We start from the raw sequence: 16,294 nt of genomic DNA, 5'->3' as shown, positions 1-16,294 counted from the left end.
TAGATGCTTAAAATGATTTTTGTAAAAAATATAAGCGGTAAATGATATAAAAAAAGCTTTTTGAGCCATAAGGGATCTATCGTTCAAATGTTCTATTTTTTGTTTTGCAAATATATTTTGCATTCTTCTACTGATAATGGCTGGTAATAATAAAATCCTTGGACTCCATCAATGCCTTGTTCCCGTAAAAAATGAAGTTGTGATTCGTTCTCAACTCCTTCAGCAACAACCTTTATATTTAACTTATGCGCGATTGTTGCAATTGCTTTAATAATCGTTTGATCTAAATAATCATTATGACAATTATTAATAAATGCTTTATCGATTTTTATTTTTTTAACGGGTAAATGTTTTAAATAAGATAAACTGGAATAACCAGTACCAAAATCATCAATCACTAAACTAATATCCATTTCTTTTAATAAATTAATTTCTTTGTATAACTTATCACTATATTCAATGAAAACTGATTCTGTGATTTCCAACTCAATAGAGGATGTATCAAGTTGATTTTCGGCCAAAGCATCAGCAATGATTTTACTCAGTGAATGTCGAATAAATTGGACTGTGGATATATTAATCGCAATAGGTCCTGCAAGCATTTTTTTATCTTGCCAGTCCTTCGCCTGACGACATACATTTCTGATAATCCATTCACTCACTGGAATGATTAATGGGCTTTTTTCTAAATTAGGGATAAACTTTCCAGCATCTAAGACACCTTTTTCTGGATGAGCCCAGCGCAATAAAGCTTCAAGTCCAACTATGTTTCCTGTGCGTGCGTCACAAACTGGTTGATACTTTAAGAAAAATTCTTGTTTATCATAGGCACGTTGTAGCTCTTTACCCAGTCCATGGGTTTGTTGGTACTCTTCATAGAGTTCATTAGAATAATAATGAAATTGATTTCTTCCTTTCTCTTTTGCTTGATAAAGAGCTGTATCAGCCTGTTTAAGTAACGTTTCTATATTCTTCCCATCATCAGGGTAGATACTTATACCCATGCTGGATGCGATTTGAATTAAATGTTCATCTACAGGAACTGGTTTGGTAATATCAGCGAGCAATCGCTCAACGATTGTTGTAATTTGTTCCTTTGAATTGATATTGAAAAGGATTATTGCAAATTCATCACCACCTATTCGAGCAGCGATATCAAATTCACGTAAACAAGAAGTAATTGTTTTTGCTACATGAATCAGCATCTTATCTCCATTATCATGTCCCAAACTGTCATTAATTACCTTAAAATAATCAATATCCAAAAATAGTAAAGCAATCTTTCCCTGAAATCGGGTCACCTGATTTGTATTGTGTTGAAATATTTCATAGAGTAAATTTCGATTGGCTAATCCGGTTAATGGATCATGAGTCGCTTGATAATAAAGTTTGGCATTTTCGAGTGAAATCATTGCTTGGGAAGCGAGCAATTGCAAGTTATCCAAATGACTTGGCGTAAAGGTACAGCTACTGCTGTTGTTCTCTAAATACAGGATCCGACATAATTGACTCTTATAAAACAACGGCATCATTAAAAGAGATCTTGGATTTTCTTGCTGTACATATTCATCTTGAACAGTGAGTTCTGATTGAATTGCATCATTTAAAATAATGGCTTTTTGAGTCCGTTGAACATAATTCAGGATGGAAGTAGGGTATCCTACGGTATTTTCCTGATCTATTGGGCTATTGAGGTAAATCATTTGATGATCTAAATTTCCTTCTGCCTCAATCATCCACTTATCATTATCCTGAATCAGGATAATACCTCGTTGTGCTCCTGCATTTTCTAATACAATAACTAACAGTTTTTGAAGTAATTTATCCAGGCGAATTTCACTAGAAATAAGCTGATTAAATTTTAAAACGGTCAACATATCTAGAGTCGGCGTTTTAACTTGCAGATCGGGATAGTAGTTAATTAATGCCGTTGTCTGAGAAGATTGTTCTAAATGTTTTACTTTGGCAAGTGCCCCCCAATCCTTGAAGTAGTGATGGGCATGAGACATGTAAATTTTTGCGATATTATCTATTTTGATTTTATCGCAAAAGTAAGCAGCGCGCTCACTGGCAATTGCCGCAACTAAGACTAGCCCACTTGTAAGAGCAGCTTCGATTGCTTGCTCATAGAGTACCAGGACACTCTCGTTTTGCTTCTTTAGACTCATATATTCAGCATTTATAAGCAAAGAATAAGCTTTAAAGTTTCCCGGACACCAAGTTTCATATTTTTTAATAAATGCTTTGAGTTGCTTTAATTTTTTTAAATAAAGACGATGTTTGTTTTTGGGTAACTGGGGTAATAAGCTTAGCAGGGATAACGCATAGTAAAATTTACCATCAAAATGGCTAATCATGCCTTTATTATATTCCGAATAGATCTCATGGTTGCCTCCTGCTTGGACTGCCTCAGCAAAATTACCCAGGAGAAAGTGTAGCTGTGTCAGAGAGCTATAGAAAAAGCTTAATTCGGTTTTATTTCTTCCACTAATGATATTTTTTTCAAATAAAGATAATTGCTTGATTTTTGTAAACTGAGGCTGCTCCAAGCCTTGCGTCATATAATCCCAAAAAGTGGTTACATTAACAAAATCTGATATTTTCATGCGTGACATAAAGGATAAAGCCGATTTTATGTATTTTTTACTTTCATCTAACTCTTTACCTGCTGACAATGAATGGAGTATCAGGAGTAGGTTACTGTAATTACTGTATACTAAGTCACCTACTTCACAACACAACTTAAATGCTTTAATCACTGTGTTATTGCATAAAGTAAGTGATTTTTGATAGGGCTCAATAAAAGTACCCAGAACGAATTGATTTTTACCTTCAAAACTTGATGCACCATATTCATTCTTCAGCCGGTTATATAGCGTTACAAATGAAATGGCATCATCGTACAAATTTAAGGAATGCATAATAATAAACGCATAGACCGGAATTGACATCGATGTACTTTCAGTATATCCGTACTTTAAGCTTAAAATAATATTTTTGCAGGTCAGAAGCACGAACAATTGCTGATTTGTGATAAATGCACTATTGAGCAGTTGAGTAATTAGATTAACTATCGCGATCTGCTTTAAGTCACTCACCAGAGGTAAATGTAGGTTTTCAATTTTAGTATGTCTTAATTGAAATTTTATTCTAAAGATTGAGGCCAATATATTAATTGAACTTGGATTCGTTGGTATCTTCATGCCAAAACTTCGTAATGCATTTAATCCTATCTGTAGGGCTTCAGTATGTTTTCCCAGTGCCGAGAGCATTTCAATCTTCAAACGATAAATTTCAATTTTATCCAAAGCATCATGTGCATGCTTTAAGAGCTCGCTAAAATACTCATCTGCAATTTTAAAATCACCAATTAAATATCTGCAAACTGCAAACTCCTTAAAAAGTTGGAAGATAAGATTATAATTTTTTTTCCAATTATATGGTTTTAATAGTTCAACACCGACAGTTAGATGCTCGTTTGCAACATCATATGCAGAGGCTAATTTTGCTTTTTGTCCTGCCCATAAATTATATTGAGCCAACTTCAATCGTTCGCTTGATTTATGAATTAATGAAATACTTTGATTAAAATGTTTTAATACATCAAAAAGCCGCTCATCATATTCTACAAGGGGATCATCTTTTAATAATAATTTGCCTATCTTTAAATGAATATCCGGTCTTTCTTGTTCATTTATCAACTCATAAGCAGCTTGCTGAATTCTGTCATGAACAAAAATATAATGTAGTGATGTGTTGCTAAGATTTGTAATTGTTTCATTTAAACCCATCAACCCCGATGTTTTATAAGCTTCCTCAACTGGGTAGATTAAATTTGCTTTCATCGCTTCCCACAAGTGCGCCGCCATCTGGCTCGTCGATTGATTGGTAATTATTTGTAAGGTTTTAAAGTTGAACTGATAGCCGAAACAGGCCCCTAATTTTAAGATTTCTTGTGTGGCTTTGGGGAGTAAGTGAATTTTGCTAGTCAAAAGATCAATGACATTATCCGTGGCACTCTGTTGTTGAATTTTGTTTAAGTCCCACTCCCAAGCAGCATGCTCATAAGAGAAGACCAATAAGTTTTGTGCATAAATTATTTTAAGAAACTCATTAATAAAAAATGGGTTACCTTGAGTTTTATTAAAAATACATTTGGCCAAATCATGGACTTTTTTGGGTGAACTGGATAATGTATCGACCAGAAGACTTTGAATGTTATTTAAGCGTAGTGGCTGTAGAGTCAGGGTGCTTAAGTTCACTTTATTTTTATCTAGGTTGTTAATGCTTAATTGCAATGGGTGATTCTCATTGATTTCATTATCACGATAAGCGCCAATAATGAGTAGGTGATTCGTTTCTCTATCTTGTAACAAGTTTTCAATAAAATTTAGGGAAGAATTATCAGCCCATTGTAAATCATCTAAAAACATGACGAGTGGATGTTCTGCTTGAGCAAAGATTCGTACAAAATTTTGAAATGCCAGATTAAAACGTATTTGTGTTTCAGCAGGGCTCAACGGGACTACTGGTGGTTGTTTGCCGATAATGAGCTCAACATCTGGAATAACATCAATGACAACCTGACCTATATTGCCTAGAGAATGGATAAGCAATTTTTTTAGCTTCTCTAGTTTGTTTTCACTCTCTGATAGGACTTGTTTTACTAAATTTTTAAATGCGGCAACAATGGCGCTATAAGGGGTACTTCGTTGTAGTTGATCAAATTTGCCCTGAATATAATATCCTCTATGTTGAATAATCGGTTTATGTACTTCCTTCACTAATGAGGTTTTCCCGATGCCAGAATATCCCGCAATCAAAACAATTTCTTTACCACTGTGGCTAATTCGATTAAAAGCTTTGATTAGTTTTTCTACTTGTATTTCTCTGCCATATAAATTACGAGAAATACTTAAATGATCGCGAATATCATTTCGTCCAAGGGGAAATTCATTAATCGTTCCCTTTTGTTGCCATTGATTTAAGCATTCCCTAAGATCCGATTTCAATCCAATAATACTGGAATAGCGGTCCTCTGGCATTTTACACAACAACTTCTCGATAATTGCATCCAACATCTTGGGTGCATCCGGTCTCGCTTCCAATACAGTTGGGGGCTTTTTGGCAATATGACAATGTACTAATTCAAGCGTATCAACTGTTTGAAAGGGTAATCGATTAGTCAACATTTCATAAAATGTGATACCCAGTGAATAAAAATCGGTGCGATAATCAACTGGACGGTTAATACGTCCCGTTTGTTCAGGGGAGATATAGGCCAAGTCTTCTTCTAATGTTTCTAATTTCAGGTAATCAAAGGTTTCTTCAGTTAACTTGGAAGAGGAGCTTAAGTCAACCAGCTTGAGGTTCAGTTGGTCTGGATCAATAACGATATTAGATGGTTTAATTTCTTTGTGAATAATATGTCGCTGATGTAATTCTCCAACTATATCAACAAGTTGCAAAGATAAAATTAAAAAACTCTCAATGTCTAATTGATGCATAAGAAGGTATGACGTTAATAATTGTCCTTTGACATCCTCAAGAATTAAGACAGGCGTTTTTAAATTTTGCAGAAAATCATAAGCTTTTATAATGGTTGGCGCCTCAATCATATTGAGCAAATAATATTCATGTTGCAAGATAGCCAAGTTCTCAGAGCTTGAGTGGGGCTTACTTGGTGTTTTAAGAAGAACTCTTCGACTGTCTCTAAGTCGCAAGGCATAATAGGTATCAATATTATGGTTATGCCGCATTTTTTCTCGTAATGCATAGCCGTCTATAGAAATCATTTATTTCCTTAGCAACTGGTTAGACAAGAATGTTTCATACTTCTTTATATTATAGAAGATATTGAAGCTTAATAAGGCGGATAGGAGAAGTATTTATATCTCTTAATAAAACAAAAGCATAAGACCTCAAAATTTATCTCTTCCATTAATTATTTTTCAATCAAACCTTGAATATGACGGATGTGGCGGTATCACCACTGATATTAATCTGTGAATAAAATAAAGTGATAATAACGTCAATAAGTATAAAATCTCGCACTACCCCGATATAAGTTGATTATTTTGAATGCAATATGTAATATATTTTGGGGTTTTATTGAGAGCAAAATGACTAAATTAAATTTAGAATACGCTACAAATGGTTTAGGATTCTTTACTCAAATTCAAAGGGCAAGTTCGATTATTCGTGAATCGAAACAAAATGATTCAATTTCTACTTTTAATGCTGAGGATGAGAAAGAAATAGGCCGAAGCTCGAGCTATGCCGTTTTTCCAGAATTGAGAAGTAAAAATACTAAAATAACTTTAGATGGTTTTCGTCGTTGTTTAGCTGATAGAGGCATAAACGATGCTGCATTTCAAAATAAAATTTTACATATGACATTGCAAAGCAGGCTTAGCTTACACTTTGCAATGAATAAAATAGTCGACACATTGCTGTATTTACAAAATGAATATCCTATATGGATGTCTCCTGACGTACCCGAGCACAAAATAGAATTAGAAGTTGTTAATGACAATAGTGTGGATTTTATATTTAAAGGCATTTGGCAAACTCATGTTACCGATAGCCCAACAGGAGAAACCGTGAATGCGGTTGAGGCCCTTATTAAAATAAATATATCTCGCGAAGTTGTAGCGATCACTTCTTTTGAACTTACAAAATTGTCGGACATGCCCAATGTAACCAAGGCTTTTGAGCGTCTTGAAGAAAATCAGCAAAATATTATTATGAAACTCATTACGTTCATACGACACGCACTTGGATACAATAGTGAGCTCAGATTAGAGGAACAAGAAGAGAATGATCGCAGTTGGGCTCCTACTCACTAACATAGAAGTTTCTAATCAATATTCTTTGTTAGGCCAATCAAGCAGGCACCGCGTATGAAGCGCGGTACCTATTGTTACAACAAATCATCTATGCTTCTTCAGCACCGGCCGTCACATTTCCCGTAGTATAGGAGTGTGCTCCCGTACCGGCTAGTCTGCCTTTATCGACAATAAGATAAACATCACGGATAGGACGTCCTTCTAACCAACACTCTAAAATCTCCCGAGTGCCTGCAGCATAACGAGCTTGAGCAGACAGCGAAGTTCCCGAAATGTGTGGAGTCATGCCGTGATTAGGCATTGAGCGCCATGGGTGATCTTTAGGTGCAGGTTGTGGGAACCATACATCACCGGCGTAGCCTGCAAGTTGTCCATCTTTACAAGCCTGCACAATGGCCTCACGATTGCATATTTTTCCTCGAGCAGTATTGATTAAATACGAGCCGCGCTTCATTTTATTTATCAATCGCTCATCAAACAAATTCTCTGTCTCAGGCGTAAGAGGGCAGTTAATCGTAATGACATCGCATGCTTGGACTAGAGACTCCACATCATGATGAAATACAAGACCCAATTCTTTTTCAGTTTTTTCTGGTAAACGATGGCGATCTGTATAATGCAATTTAACATCAAATGGTTTTAAACGTTTCATGACAGCCAAACCAATACGTCCGCATGCTACAGAACCTACAGTCATTCCTTCCAAATCATAGGAACGCACAACGCAATCAGCAATATTCCAACCTTTTTGAACAACCCACTGATGGGAGGGCAGATAATTACGTACTAAAGAAAGAATCATCATCACCACATGCTCGGCAACACTAATACTGTTTGAATAAGTAACTTCAGCTACAGTTACATTATTTTCCTGAGCAGCTTGCAAGTCTACATGGTCCGAACCAATACCTGCAGTAATGACTAATTGTAGTTTTTTTGCTTTGGCAATTCGTTCAGCAGTTAAGTAAGCAGGCCAAAAAGGTTGGGAAATAACCACATCAGCGTCGGGCAATTCTTTCTCAAAAACTGAATTAGGGCCTTCCTTATCTGAAGTCACTATAAATTGGTGTCCTTGCGCTTCAAGAAATTGGCGTAAACCCAAAGCACCAGAAACCGAACCCAGTAAAGTTCCTGGTTTAAAATCATAATGCTTGGGAGTCGGGACACTTTGTCCATCAGGATAGTGTTCTATTTTTGGAAGTGTGTCTCGAGCATAATACTTGGGATATCCATTAATCGGATCCTCATAGAGAACACATAAAATTTTAGCCATACATTTTTCCTTAAATAAAATGGTTAAATTGAGGCAAAGGGTTCATTTTTATCTCATCTATTGTGGAAGGATAACAGAACGCTAAATTTAGCATCAGGCTCCTATTTGCTAAATTCTCGGAACAAGATAATGAATTTATTCTGTTAATTTGTAAACTATTATTATTAAAAAAAATTTTCCAACTAATGGGGTATGAATTGCTTTTATCCAGTAGCGATATTTCCTAAAGAAAATAGCTCATAGCATCATTTAAAATGCGTTGTTATTTGACTTAACAAATAACAACGCAAACAATTACTACCAAAGAAACTCCATTTTCCAGAGCATAAGGACAGCTATTGGAATTTATGATTCTGTTCGTTCATTCGCTCAAGTTGTTCTTCATTTCTTATTGTTAATCCTGGATATTCTTTTTTGAGCACTGCAATTGCATCTTTTGCAAATTCCGGATTAATCGTTACCTTAAGCCTATCTGAATGGAAACCAGAACTTGACTGTACTACAGGCTGAACTTTAAATTGTTCATCTCTTTTGAACGTATGTCCTTTGTTAGCTTGATCATTGCAAATTGTCACCAGTGCATGATAAGCAAAGGTCATATCACCGTTAGCAGATAATGTTCCATCTGTCATAACAAGAGAGCCATCACGCTCAACTTCAACTGTTGTCTTGTATTGCATATTTCTCTCACTTTATGGCCTATTTGTATATAATATTAGCACAATTAACTGTCACGATATTAAAGCGGCATTTACAGCTAAAAAACTTTATTCCCGAGAAGAAAGGAATTAGGATTGCTGCATCACAAAATCTAATTCTAGACATTGAGATATGAATCCTATTAACAAATTAGAAGAATTCCGCTTGGGTGGCTCTCATGAAGATTCTACGATTGAATTTGCAAATACCTTAAGAGGTCTTGCTGCCTTATTTGTCGTTGTTTCTCATTATCTAAGTGCTTTTTGGTATAAGAGGGAGTCTATTGCTCATCTAATTAACGCACCTCTATTAACCCCTGAAACACACGCGACACCCTTTTATGTTGGATGGCTTAACCCATTTCCACTTTTTGACTGGGGTGCTTATGGGGTAGGATTATTTTTTATAATCAGCGGATTTGTTATTCCCTTTTCACTTCAGAAGACCAATAGCATTAGTTTTTTCGTGAATCGCTTTTTTCGTATAGTTCCTACTTATGCCGTTGGATTTAGTTTCACTTTAATGGCTCTATTTTTAGGTGGAAAATTCTTTGGTGCTGCATGGCCATATACGTTTAAGGAAATAATATTTCACTATCTACCAGGAATTCGCGACATTTTTGCATCAAGAAATATCGATGTTATCGTCTGGACTCTTGAAGTAGAAATGAAATTCTATCTCATCGCAGCACTATTCGTTATCTGGTTTCGTCGGTATTCGCTAACTGTTTTTTTTATACCCACATTACTTTTTCTTTTGAACTGCTATATGTCGCACAGGATTCCTGAGTGGGCAACAACTAATTTTGTAGCTTTTATTGGCGCAGAAACGTATATGATGTCCGCACAATATATCATTTTTATATTCATTGGTGTGGTTTTGCATTATGTACATTGTCATCAAATTAAACCTGATTTGGGATATTTTATAATCGGTACTTTATTTGCTATGTTTTGTATCGCTTGGTGGTCAGGGCCTTATTCAGGAAATTTAATCCTGGCATGGAGCTATGCTTTTGCTCTATTAACATTTTTATTTGCTTCTATATTTCCACATTTTTTCAAAGCAAATCCTGTATTTAATTTTTGGGCTCGTATAAGTTATCCACTTTATGTCATTCATAGTATCGCAGGTTATATTGCTCTGCGTATGATGTTGGAGATGAAGTTTGAAATTTGGCTATCACTCAGTATCGTTATAAGTGCTTCATTATTATTATCATGGTTATTGCATGTATTTATTGAGCAGCCTTTACGTAGAGTAGGGAAAAAACTCGCGGAAAAGTTAAACAATAATTTTAGAGTGTCACCCATGCTTTTAAAAAAAATGATAAAGTCATCAAGTTTAAAACCCTCACAAAATTAATTTAGGAATTTTATGTCAGCTACTGAAACCATTTTAAGTAAACAAGAAAAAAAATGGATCTTAGACAGGCGTATAACAAGACTTTCTGATTATAAAGAAGTGCAAATTTATCCAATGGGAGCTGAGCGCTATATCGCATCCGCATTGGCAGGAGATCGAAAGGAGCGATATGACCTTCGAGGAGAAGTGGAGGGAAAAAATGTCTTGGTCATTCCTGGATATGGAAATAGTAGTTTTCTATTGGCTCAAGCAGGTGCGAAAGCCGTTACTGCCTATGATAAAGATCCCGTTACCATTGCTTGGATGAAAGCATTTAAAAAATATTACCTTTATCGTGAATATGATAATCATGGAAATCCACTTCCTTCAATCGGTGAGTTATTCGCTGCACTGACCTGCTGGTATCCTCCGTTAATGACTTTATCCAGTGGAAAATTCACTCATTTTTTATCCTGGTTGATACTGCCGAATTCCTTAAGAAGAACCTATATTCACTACATGGTGGGATTGGTTCAACAGGCAGTGCGATCCAAAATCCAAAGTAATTATGAACTTGATAAAAACATTCAATTCCATGTAGGGACAATAGAGCAACTGCTTAGGAATGATGGAACTCAAACCTTTGATACTGCTTTTGTCCCCTATTTGCTTGGTGTGGAAAATGGGATAGAAAAAGGAAATGAGATAGTCGAATTTATTGAACAATTAATCAAAATTATTCCTGAGGGACACATTCTGGTAACTCCTTCACGGAATACTAAAGAATATTCACTTTTAGGGAAAAGTTATTTTGTAACAACAGGTTATTCAGATATTCAAGAGATCCCTGAGTTAAAAGCCTATTTTGTGGGCGAAGACAAATACTGGTTTCGAACTCAAGGGCTTGCAATATTTGGAGCACGGCACAATGAGTTGGTGTAGTATCAATTCATGAATTATTCGATTGGAGATAGGGCTATGGAATATAAGACTTTAGGAAATACTGGCTTGCTTGTTTCTACTCTTTGTTTAGGAACGATGACTTTTGGGGGAAAAGGATTTTGGGAAACGGTTGGTGCGGTTGACCAAGCAGGTGTAGATAAGCTCATCAAAGCGTCTGTAGATGCAGGGATAAATTTTTTCGACACTGCGGATATTTATTCAGAAGGAGAAAGCGAGCGTCTTTTAGGAAACTCTTTAAAAAACCTTAATATCGCACGCAAAGACGTAGTGATCGCAACTAAAGTATATGGGAGAGTGGGCCAAGGTTACAATGATATAGGGGCCTCTCGGGGGCATATTATGGATGCTGTGGATGCAAGTCTTCGTCGACTGAATACTGAGTATATTGATTTGTATCAAATTCATGGAAATGATCCCATTACCCCAATCGAAGAAACGCTACGAGCACTTGATGCGTTAGTCCAACAAGGAAAAGTTCGCTATATTGGGTGTTCAAATTGGCAAGCCTGGAAAATTGCAAAAGCATTGGGAATTTCTCAATTTAAAAACCTGGCTCGTTTTGATACGTTGCAAGCCTATTATTCGTTGGCTGGACGAGATTTAGAACGAGAAATTATACCGTTATTGGAAGCTGAAAAAACGGGGCTGCTGGTATGGAGCCCACTTGCGGGTGGCTTACTATCAGGTAAATTCAGCCGTGAAAATCAAACACCAGAACACGCTCGTCGTTCCAGTTTTGATTTTCCCATTGTCGACAAGGATAGGGCTTGGAAAATTCTTGATGTACTCAGACCAATAGCGGATAACCATAATTGTAGTGTCGCTCGTGTGTCATTAGCCTGGGTACTTACCAGACCAGCTGTAACTTCTGTTATTATTGGTGCCAAGCGCATAGAACAATTAGAAGATAATTTAGAGGCTGTGACACTCAAATTATCCGTTGAAGAACTAAAACAGTTAGATGAAGTAAGTGCCTTACCACCGGAATATCCGGGATGGATGCTTCCTTTTCAAGCGTTAGATCGATTGGATCCATCCGTACAGCGTTTTTAAAGAGCTCCAATCAATTTTTTTAAGTTTTCGCATACATTTTTGGTTCTCTGAATGCAACAAATTATGTCATCCCGAGTGTAGTAGGGAGCCCCCATCGTAACACCGTGCCACAGCGTGGAGATCCCACGCTCTGCTCGGATGACTCGCTGCAATTCAGCTGATCTGTTTTCCTCATTTTATTTTTCAAATTTTTATGCCATAAATTATAGCAAGGTGAATATGATAACCAGCCTATGATTTCCATTCAGTTACGGTTTTATGAAGAATTAAATGATTTTCTCCCACCAGAAAAGCGTAAAACGCAGTTTATTCATACCGTATCACAAAAAACATCGATTAAAGAGGTTATCGAATCTCTTGGAATTCCACATACTGAAATCGAAGTGATATTAGTCAATGGAATATCAGTCGATTTTAACTATCTTGTCCAAGATAGAGATTTCATCTCCGTATATCCTGTTTTTGAGGCTTTTGATGTCAGTGAAATCATACGACTACATCCCAAACCACTGAGAAAACCTCGCTTTATTCTGGATGTGCATCTTGGAAAACTAGCCAAGTATTTGCGTCTACTCGGATTTGATGTGGTTTACGCAAATAATTTAACGGATAAGTTCATCATTCAATGCAGTGTTAATGAACATCGAATAGTATTAACACGTGATATCGGGATTTTGAAAAATAAAAGCATTACCCATGGGCATTGGATGCATCATACCAATCCTCAACAGCAAGTAGACGAAGTGTTACAACAGTTCCAGTTAAAAAAACAGTGTAATCCATTGACTCGATGTCTTTCGTGTAATGGAAGGCTGAAAAAAATTGAAAAAAAGAAAATTGTCGCAGATATTCCTGAGTTAACACAAAAATATTATCAAACCTTCATGCAGTGTCAATCGTGCAAGAAAATTTATTGGGAGGGTTCGCACTATACTAAATTAAAAAACTGGATTGAAAGCATTTTGGGTGATAGTGAAGACGAATCCTTTAAAAAATAAGAGAGAAATGCTGGCAAAATTTTTATACATATCAAACGGATAGTCATCAAAGATACCATGAATCACTATTCACTGCTAAACTAAATAAATGCCTAATTTTTTAATCAGCTACTATGATAAATGATCAAATGGATACATTTTTTAAGTCAAAAGCATTTGCGGTGATCGGTGCCTCATCCAATCGTGGAAAATATGGAAATAAGGTTTTACGTTGTTATTTGCAAAATGGTAAAAAAGTTTATCCAGTAAATCCTCGGGAAGATCTAATTGAGGGATTGTCTGTTTACTCTTCAGTACGAGATTTGCCAGACGAGGTAGAAAGCATTTCCATCATCACCCCAGCTGCAGTTACAGAGAAAGTGGTTGAAGAAGCAATTCAAAAGGGCATTAAAAATATTTGGATGCAACCAGGTGCAGAAAGTAATGACGCCATTCAAAACTGTAAGCAACATAAAATCAATCTCATAGCTGGCGGGCCTTGTATTTTAATTGTTTTGGATTATAGGGATCATTAAGGGTTTTTGTGCATTTATCTTGGCTGTCTTGCTGGTTTTGTGCTGCGGCCAATATCAAGAAACTTGCATTTGATTCAGATCATCAGGTTGTCGCGAACACTCTAGCTCCAGAGAAGAATGGCATGTTTTTGTTGCCTTATTCATAATGATAATTTAGTTGTAATTATTAGGGATATCTATGTACATGTGGTTTGAACTATTAGTTATGCTCGTTCTTATCCTAATATCAGCGCAATTATTCTCAAATGCGCTTGAATATTTTGGTGAAAGAATAAACATTTCAACGGGTGTCACCGGTTCAATATTCGCAGCGATTTCTACAGCACTTCCAGAAACAACCGTACCAGTTTTGGCAATTATTGCAGGAACACCTGATCGACAAATCAATGAAGAAATTAGTGTAGGGGCAATTTTAGGTGCTCCATTAATGTTATCCACCTTGTCAACGTTTATTATGGCCTTTTCAGTAATCAAAAAGCGGGGGGTTAAGGGATACATAGCACCAGAGGTTACTGGATTTAAAAGAGATTTGAATTTTTTCTTAGTCGCATTTACATTCGGTGCTTTAGCAATGTTTCTTCCTATAAAGCCAAACTCTATACGTATTTTATTTAGTGTTTCACTCATTTCTCTTTATTTTATCTATTTATTACTTACATTGAGTGCATCTAAAGCTTTAGTCAAAGATGGACATGCTGTCATAACGAATGAGCCCTTGCTTCTAAACCGGCTAGGCTTAAAAACCAATCTGACAACAATCCTGATTCAATTACTTTTTGGTTTGATTTTATTGGTATTTAGTGCAAAAGGATTCATTGAGGGAGTACATGAAGTGGCAGACTCTATTGGTTTACCTGTTTTGCTGTTATCGCTGCTTATTATTCCTGTAGCAACTGAATTACCGGAAAAGGTAAATAGTGTGATTTGGGTACGTAAGGGCCAAGATACTTTAGGTTTTGGTAACATATCTGGTGCGATGGTTTTTCAGGGAACATTATTACCTGCATTAGGAATACTTTTAACCCCTTGGCAACCTTCCCGGATAGTACTTACGGGCATCCTTATTACTTATCTGGCTACAGCTTGGTTAAGATTTAATATTTCAGCCCATGGGATTAAAGTGGGCGCATTGCTTTTGAATGGAATTTTATACCTTACCTATCTTGGAATCGTGCTTTAATAATACATATAGGCTGGACCAACGCTTGTTATTTTCCTTTATTAAAAATTAGGTCGCCCTTATTTAATTTTCATAATGAATACGTTATAAGCTGGTATAACTGGCGCAATAATAATATTTTTTCTTCAGCAAATGGAGTTTATGTTTTATGAAATTTGATGTCATTATCCTGGGCAGTGGAATTGTCGGTGTATCGATCGCAACTCATTTGCAAATGCGGGGACGTTCCGTAGCTTTGATCGATTTGAAATCGCCAGGAAATGAGACATCTTTTGGTAACGCAGGCTTAATTCAGCGTGAAGGGGTATATCCCTATGCATTCCCAAGAGATATTGCTTCGCTAATTAAATATGCTTTGAATTATTCTCCTGACGTCCGATATCATCCAAAATCGATACTAAAACTTGCACCTTTCTTGTTGAAGTATTGGGTTAACTCTCATTCTTTTCGTCATGCAAAGATTGCGAAGTCTTATGCAACCTTAATCCAACATAGTGTGAGTGAGCATCACTTTCTTGCCAATGCTGCAAAAGCGCGACCTTTGTTGCGCTCAGGAGGATGGATTAAAGTGTTTAGAACCTCAAAAAAACAAGATACTGAACTTCAATTTGCTGAGCAGTGCAAAACGGAGTATGGCATCCAATTTGAGTTCCTTGATTCATCTTCATTGCAAGAAGTTGAGCCTGATCTCGACAAATCGTTATTAAGCGCTCTTCGGTATGTAGATTCAGAAACGGTAAGCGACCCTGGTGCGCTGGTGTCTGCCTATGCAAAATATTTTGAACATCTTGGTGGCCAGTTCTTTTTTGGCGATGCATTCACTTTAGCCAATCAATGGACAGTGCAAACAGGGCAGGGGCTAATCCATGCCGACGCTGCTGTGATTGCTTTAGGACCCTGGTCCGATGTCTTATGCACAAGGCTTGGATATCGTTTTCCACTTGCCGTGAAACGTGGATATCATATGCATTATGCAATAGGGCAAAACGCACACCTTTATCATCCGGTGCTTGATATAGAAAATGGTTATTTAATCGCGCCTATGGCACGCGGAATTCGTCTTACCACAGGCGCAGAATTTGCCACACGTGACTCGAAAAAGACCCCGGTGCAGCTTGATTTGGTAGAACCTATAGCGCGCACCCTTTTTCCAATTACCAAACGGATTGATAAGTCACCGTGGATGGGTTGTAGACCGTGTACCCCTGATATGCTCCCCATTATTGGCCCAGCTCCCCGACATAAGGGACTTTGGTTTGCATTCGGACACGCACATCATGGATTGACTTTAGGACCTATTACCGGTCGTTTGCTTGCTGAAATGATGACCAATGAGGACCTAATCGTTGATCCATTGCCGTTTAGTGCCAATCGGTTTAATAAATAAAACAACACCAATCATTGTAAAATGAATTAAAATT

General features: G+C 36.7%; 11 protein-coding genes. 8 read left to right on the top strand and 3 right to left on the bottom strand.

The window, feature by feature from the left end:
- Window positions 1-92: 92 nt before the first annotated feature.
- Window positions 93-5,795 carry an EAL domain-containing protein gene (locus OQJ13_RS00865; protein ID WP_265708499.1) on the bottom strand — a complete coding sequence of 1,901 codons (5,703 nt, stop codon included), beginning with the start codon at window positions 5,793-5,795 and terminating at the stop codon, window positions 93-95.
- A gap of 327 nt (window positions 5,796-6,122) precedes the next feature.
- Here OQJ13_RS00865 and OQJ13_RS00860 point away from each other — a divergent pair, with 327 nt between their 5' ends.
- The gene (locus OQJ13_RS00860) at window positions 6,123-6,848 is read left to right on the top strand and encodes a hypothetical protein (protein ID WP_265708497.1); all 726 of its coding nucleotides are present in this window, start codon (window positions 6,123-6,125) and stop codon (window positions 6,846-6,848) included.
- 88 nt (window positions 6,849-6,936) lie between these two features.
- On the opposite strand, the gene OQJ13_RS00855 is transcribed toward OQJ13_RS00860, so the two are convergent.
- On the bottom strand, window positions 6,937-8,121 hold the full coding sequence (locus tag OQJ13_RS00855) for an NAD-dependent formate dehydrogenase (RefSeq protein ID WP_265708494.1): 1,185 nt from the start codon (window positions 8,119-8,121) through the stop codon (window positions 6,937-6,939).
- Window positions 8,122-8,456: 335 nt separating this feature from the next.
- A complete protein-coding gene (locus OQJ13_RS00850; RefSeq protein ID WP_265708493.1) occupies window positions 8,457-8,801 on the bottom strand; it encodes a hypothetical protein in 345 nt (114 codons plus the stop codon).
- Between the two features lie 151 nt (window positions 8,802-8,952).
- Here OQJ13_RS00850 and OQJ13_RS00845 point away from each other — a divergent pair, with 151 nt between their 5' ends.
- The 7 genes from OQJ13_RS00845 to OQJ13_RS00815 all read left to right on the top strand — a co-directional run bounded on the left by OQJ13_RS00845 (window position 8,953) and on the right by OQJ13_RS00815 (window position 16,260).
- Window positions 8,953-10,185: an acyltransferase family protein gene (locus OQJ13_RS00845; protein ID WP_265708491.1), complete on the top strand. Its 1,233-nt coding sequence runs from the start codon at window positions 8,953-8,955 to the stop codon at window positions 10,183-10,185.
- A gap of 12 nt (window positions 10,186-10,197) precedes the next feature.
- Window positions 10,198-11,106: an ABC transporter permease gene (locus tag OQJ13_RS00840; RefSeq protein ID WP_265708490.1), complete on the top strand. Its 909-nt coding sequence runs from the start codon at window positions 10,198-10,200 to the stop codon at window positions 11,104-11,106.
- A 36-nt stretch (window positions 11,107-11,142) separates the two neighbouring features.
- Window positions 11,143-12,180, top strand: coding sequence for an aldo/keto reductase (locus OQJ13_RS00835; RefSeq protein WP_265708488.1), 1,038 nt, complete (start codon window positions 11,143-11,145; stop codon window positions 12,178-12,180).
- Between the two features lie 233 nt (window positions 12,181-12,413).
- On the top strand, window positions 12,414-13,178 hold the full coding sequence (locus tag OQJ13_RS00830; protein WP_265708487.1) for a Mut7-C RNAse domain-containing protein: 765 nt from the start codon (window positions 12,414-12,416) through the stop codon (window positions 13,176-13,178).
- A 113-nt stretch (window positions 13,179-13,291) separates the two neighbouring features.
- The gene (locus OQJ13_RS00825; RefSeq protein WP_265708486.1) at window positions 13,292-13,693 is read left to right on the top strand and encodes a CoA-binding protein; all 402 of its coding nucleotides are present in this window, start codon (window positions 13,292-13,294) and stop codon (window positions 13,691-13,693) included.
- Between the two features lie 184 nt (window positions 13,694-13,877).
- Window positions 13,878-14,873 carry a sodium:calcium antiporter gene (locus tag OQJ13_RS00820; protein WP_265708485.1) on the top strand — a complete coding sequence of 332 codons (996 nt, stop codon included), beginning with the start codon at window positions 13,878-13,880 and terminating at the stop codon, window positions 14,871-14,873.
- Window positions 14,874-15,021: 148 nt separating this feature from the next.
- A complete protein-coding gene (locus tag OQJ13_RS00815; RefSeq protein WP_265708484.1) occupies window positions 15,022-16,260 on the top strand; it encodes an NAD(P)/FAD-dependent oxidoreductase in 1,239 nt (412 codons plus the stop codon).
- Window positions 16,261-16,294: the final 34 nt, after the last annotated feature.

It is taken from the genome of Legionella sp. PATHC035, from assembly GCF_026191115.1.
GTDB lineage: Bacteria > Pseudomonadota > Gammaproteobacteria > Legionellales > Legionellaceae > Legionella.
Note: the sequence above shows the minus strand (reverse complement) of the source record. Positions and strands in the feature narration are given on the sequence as shown.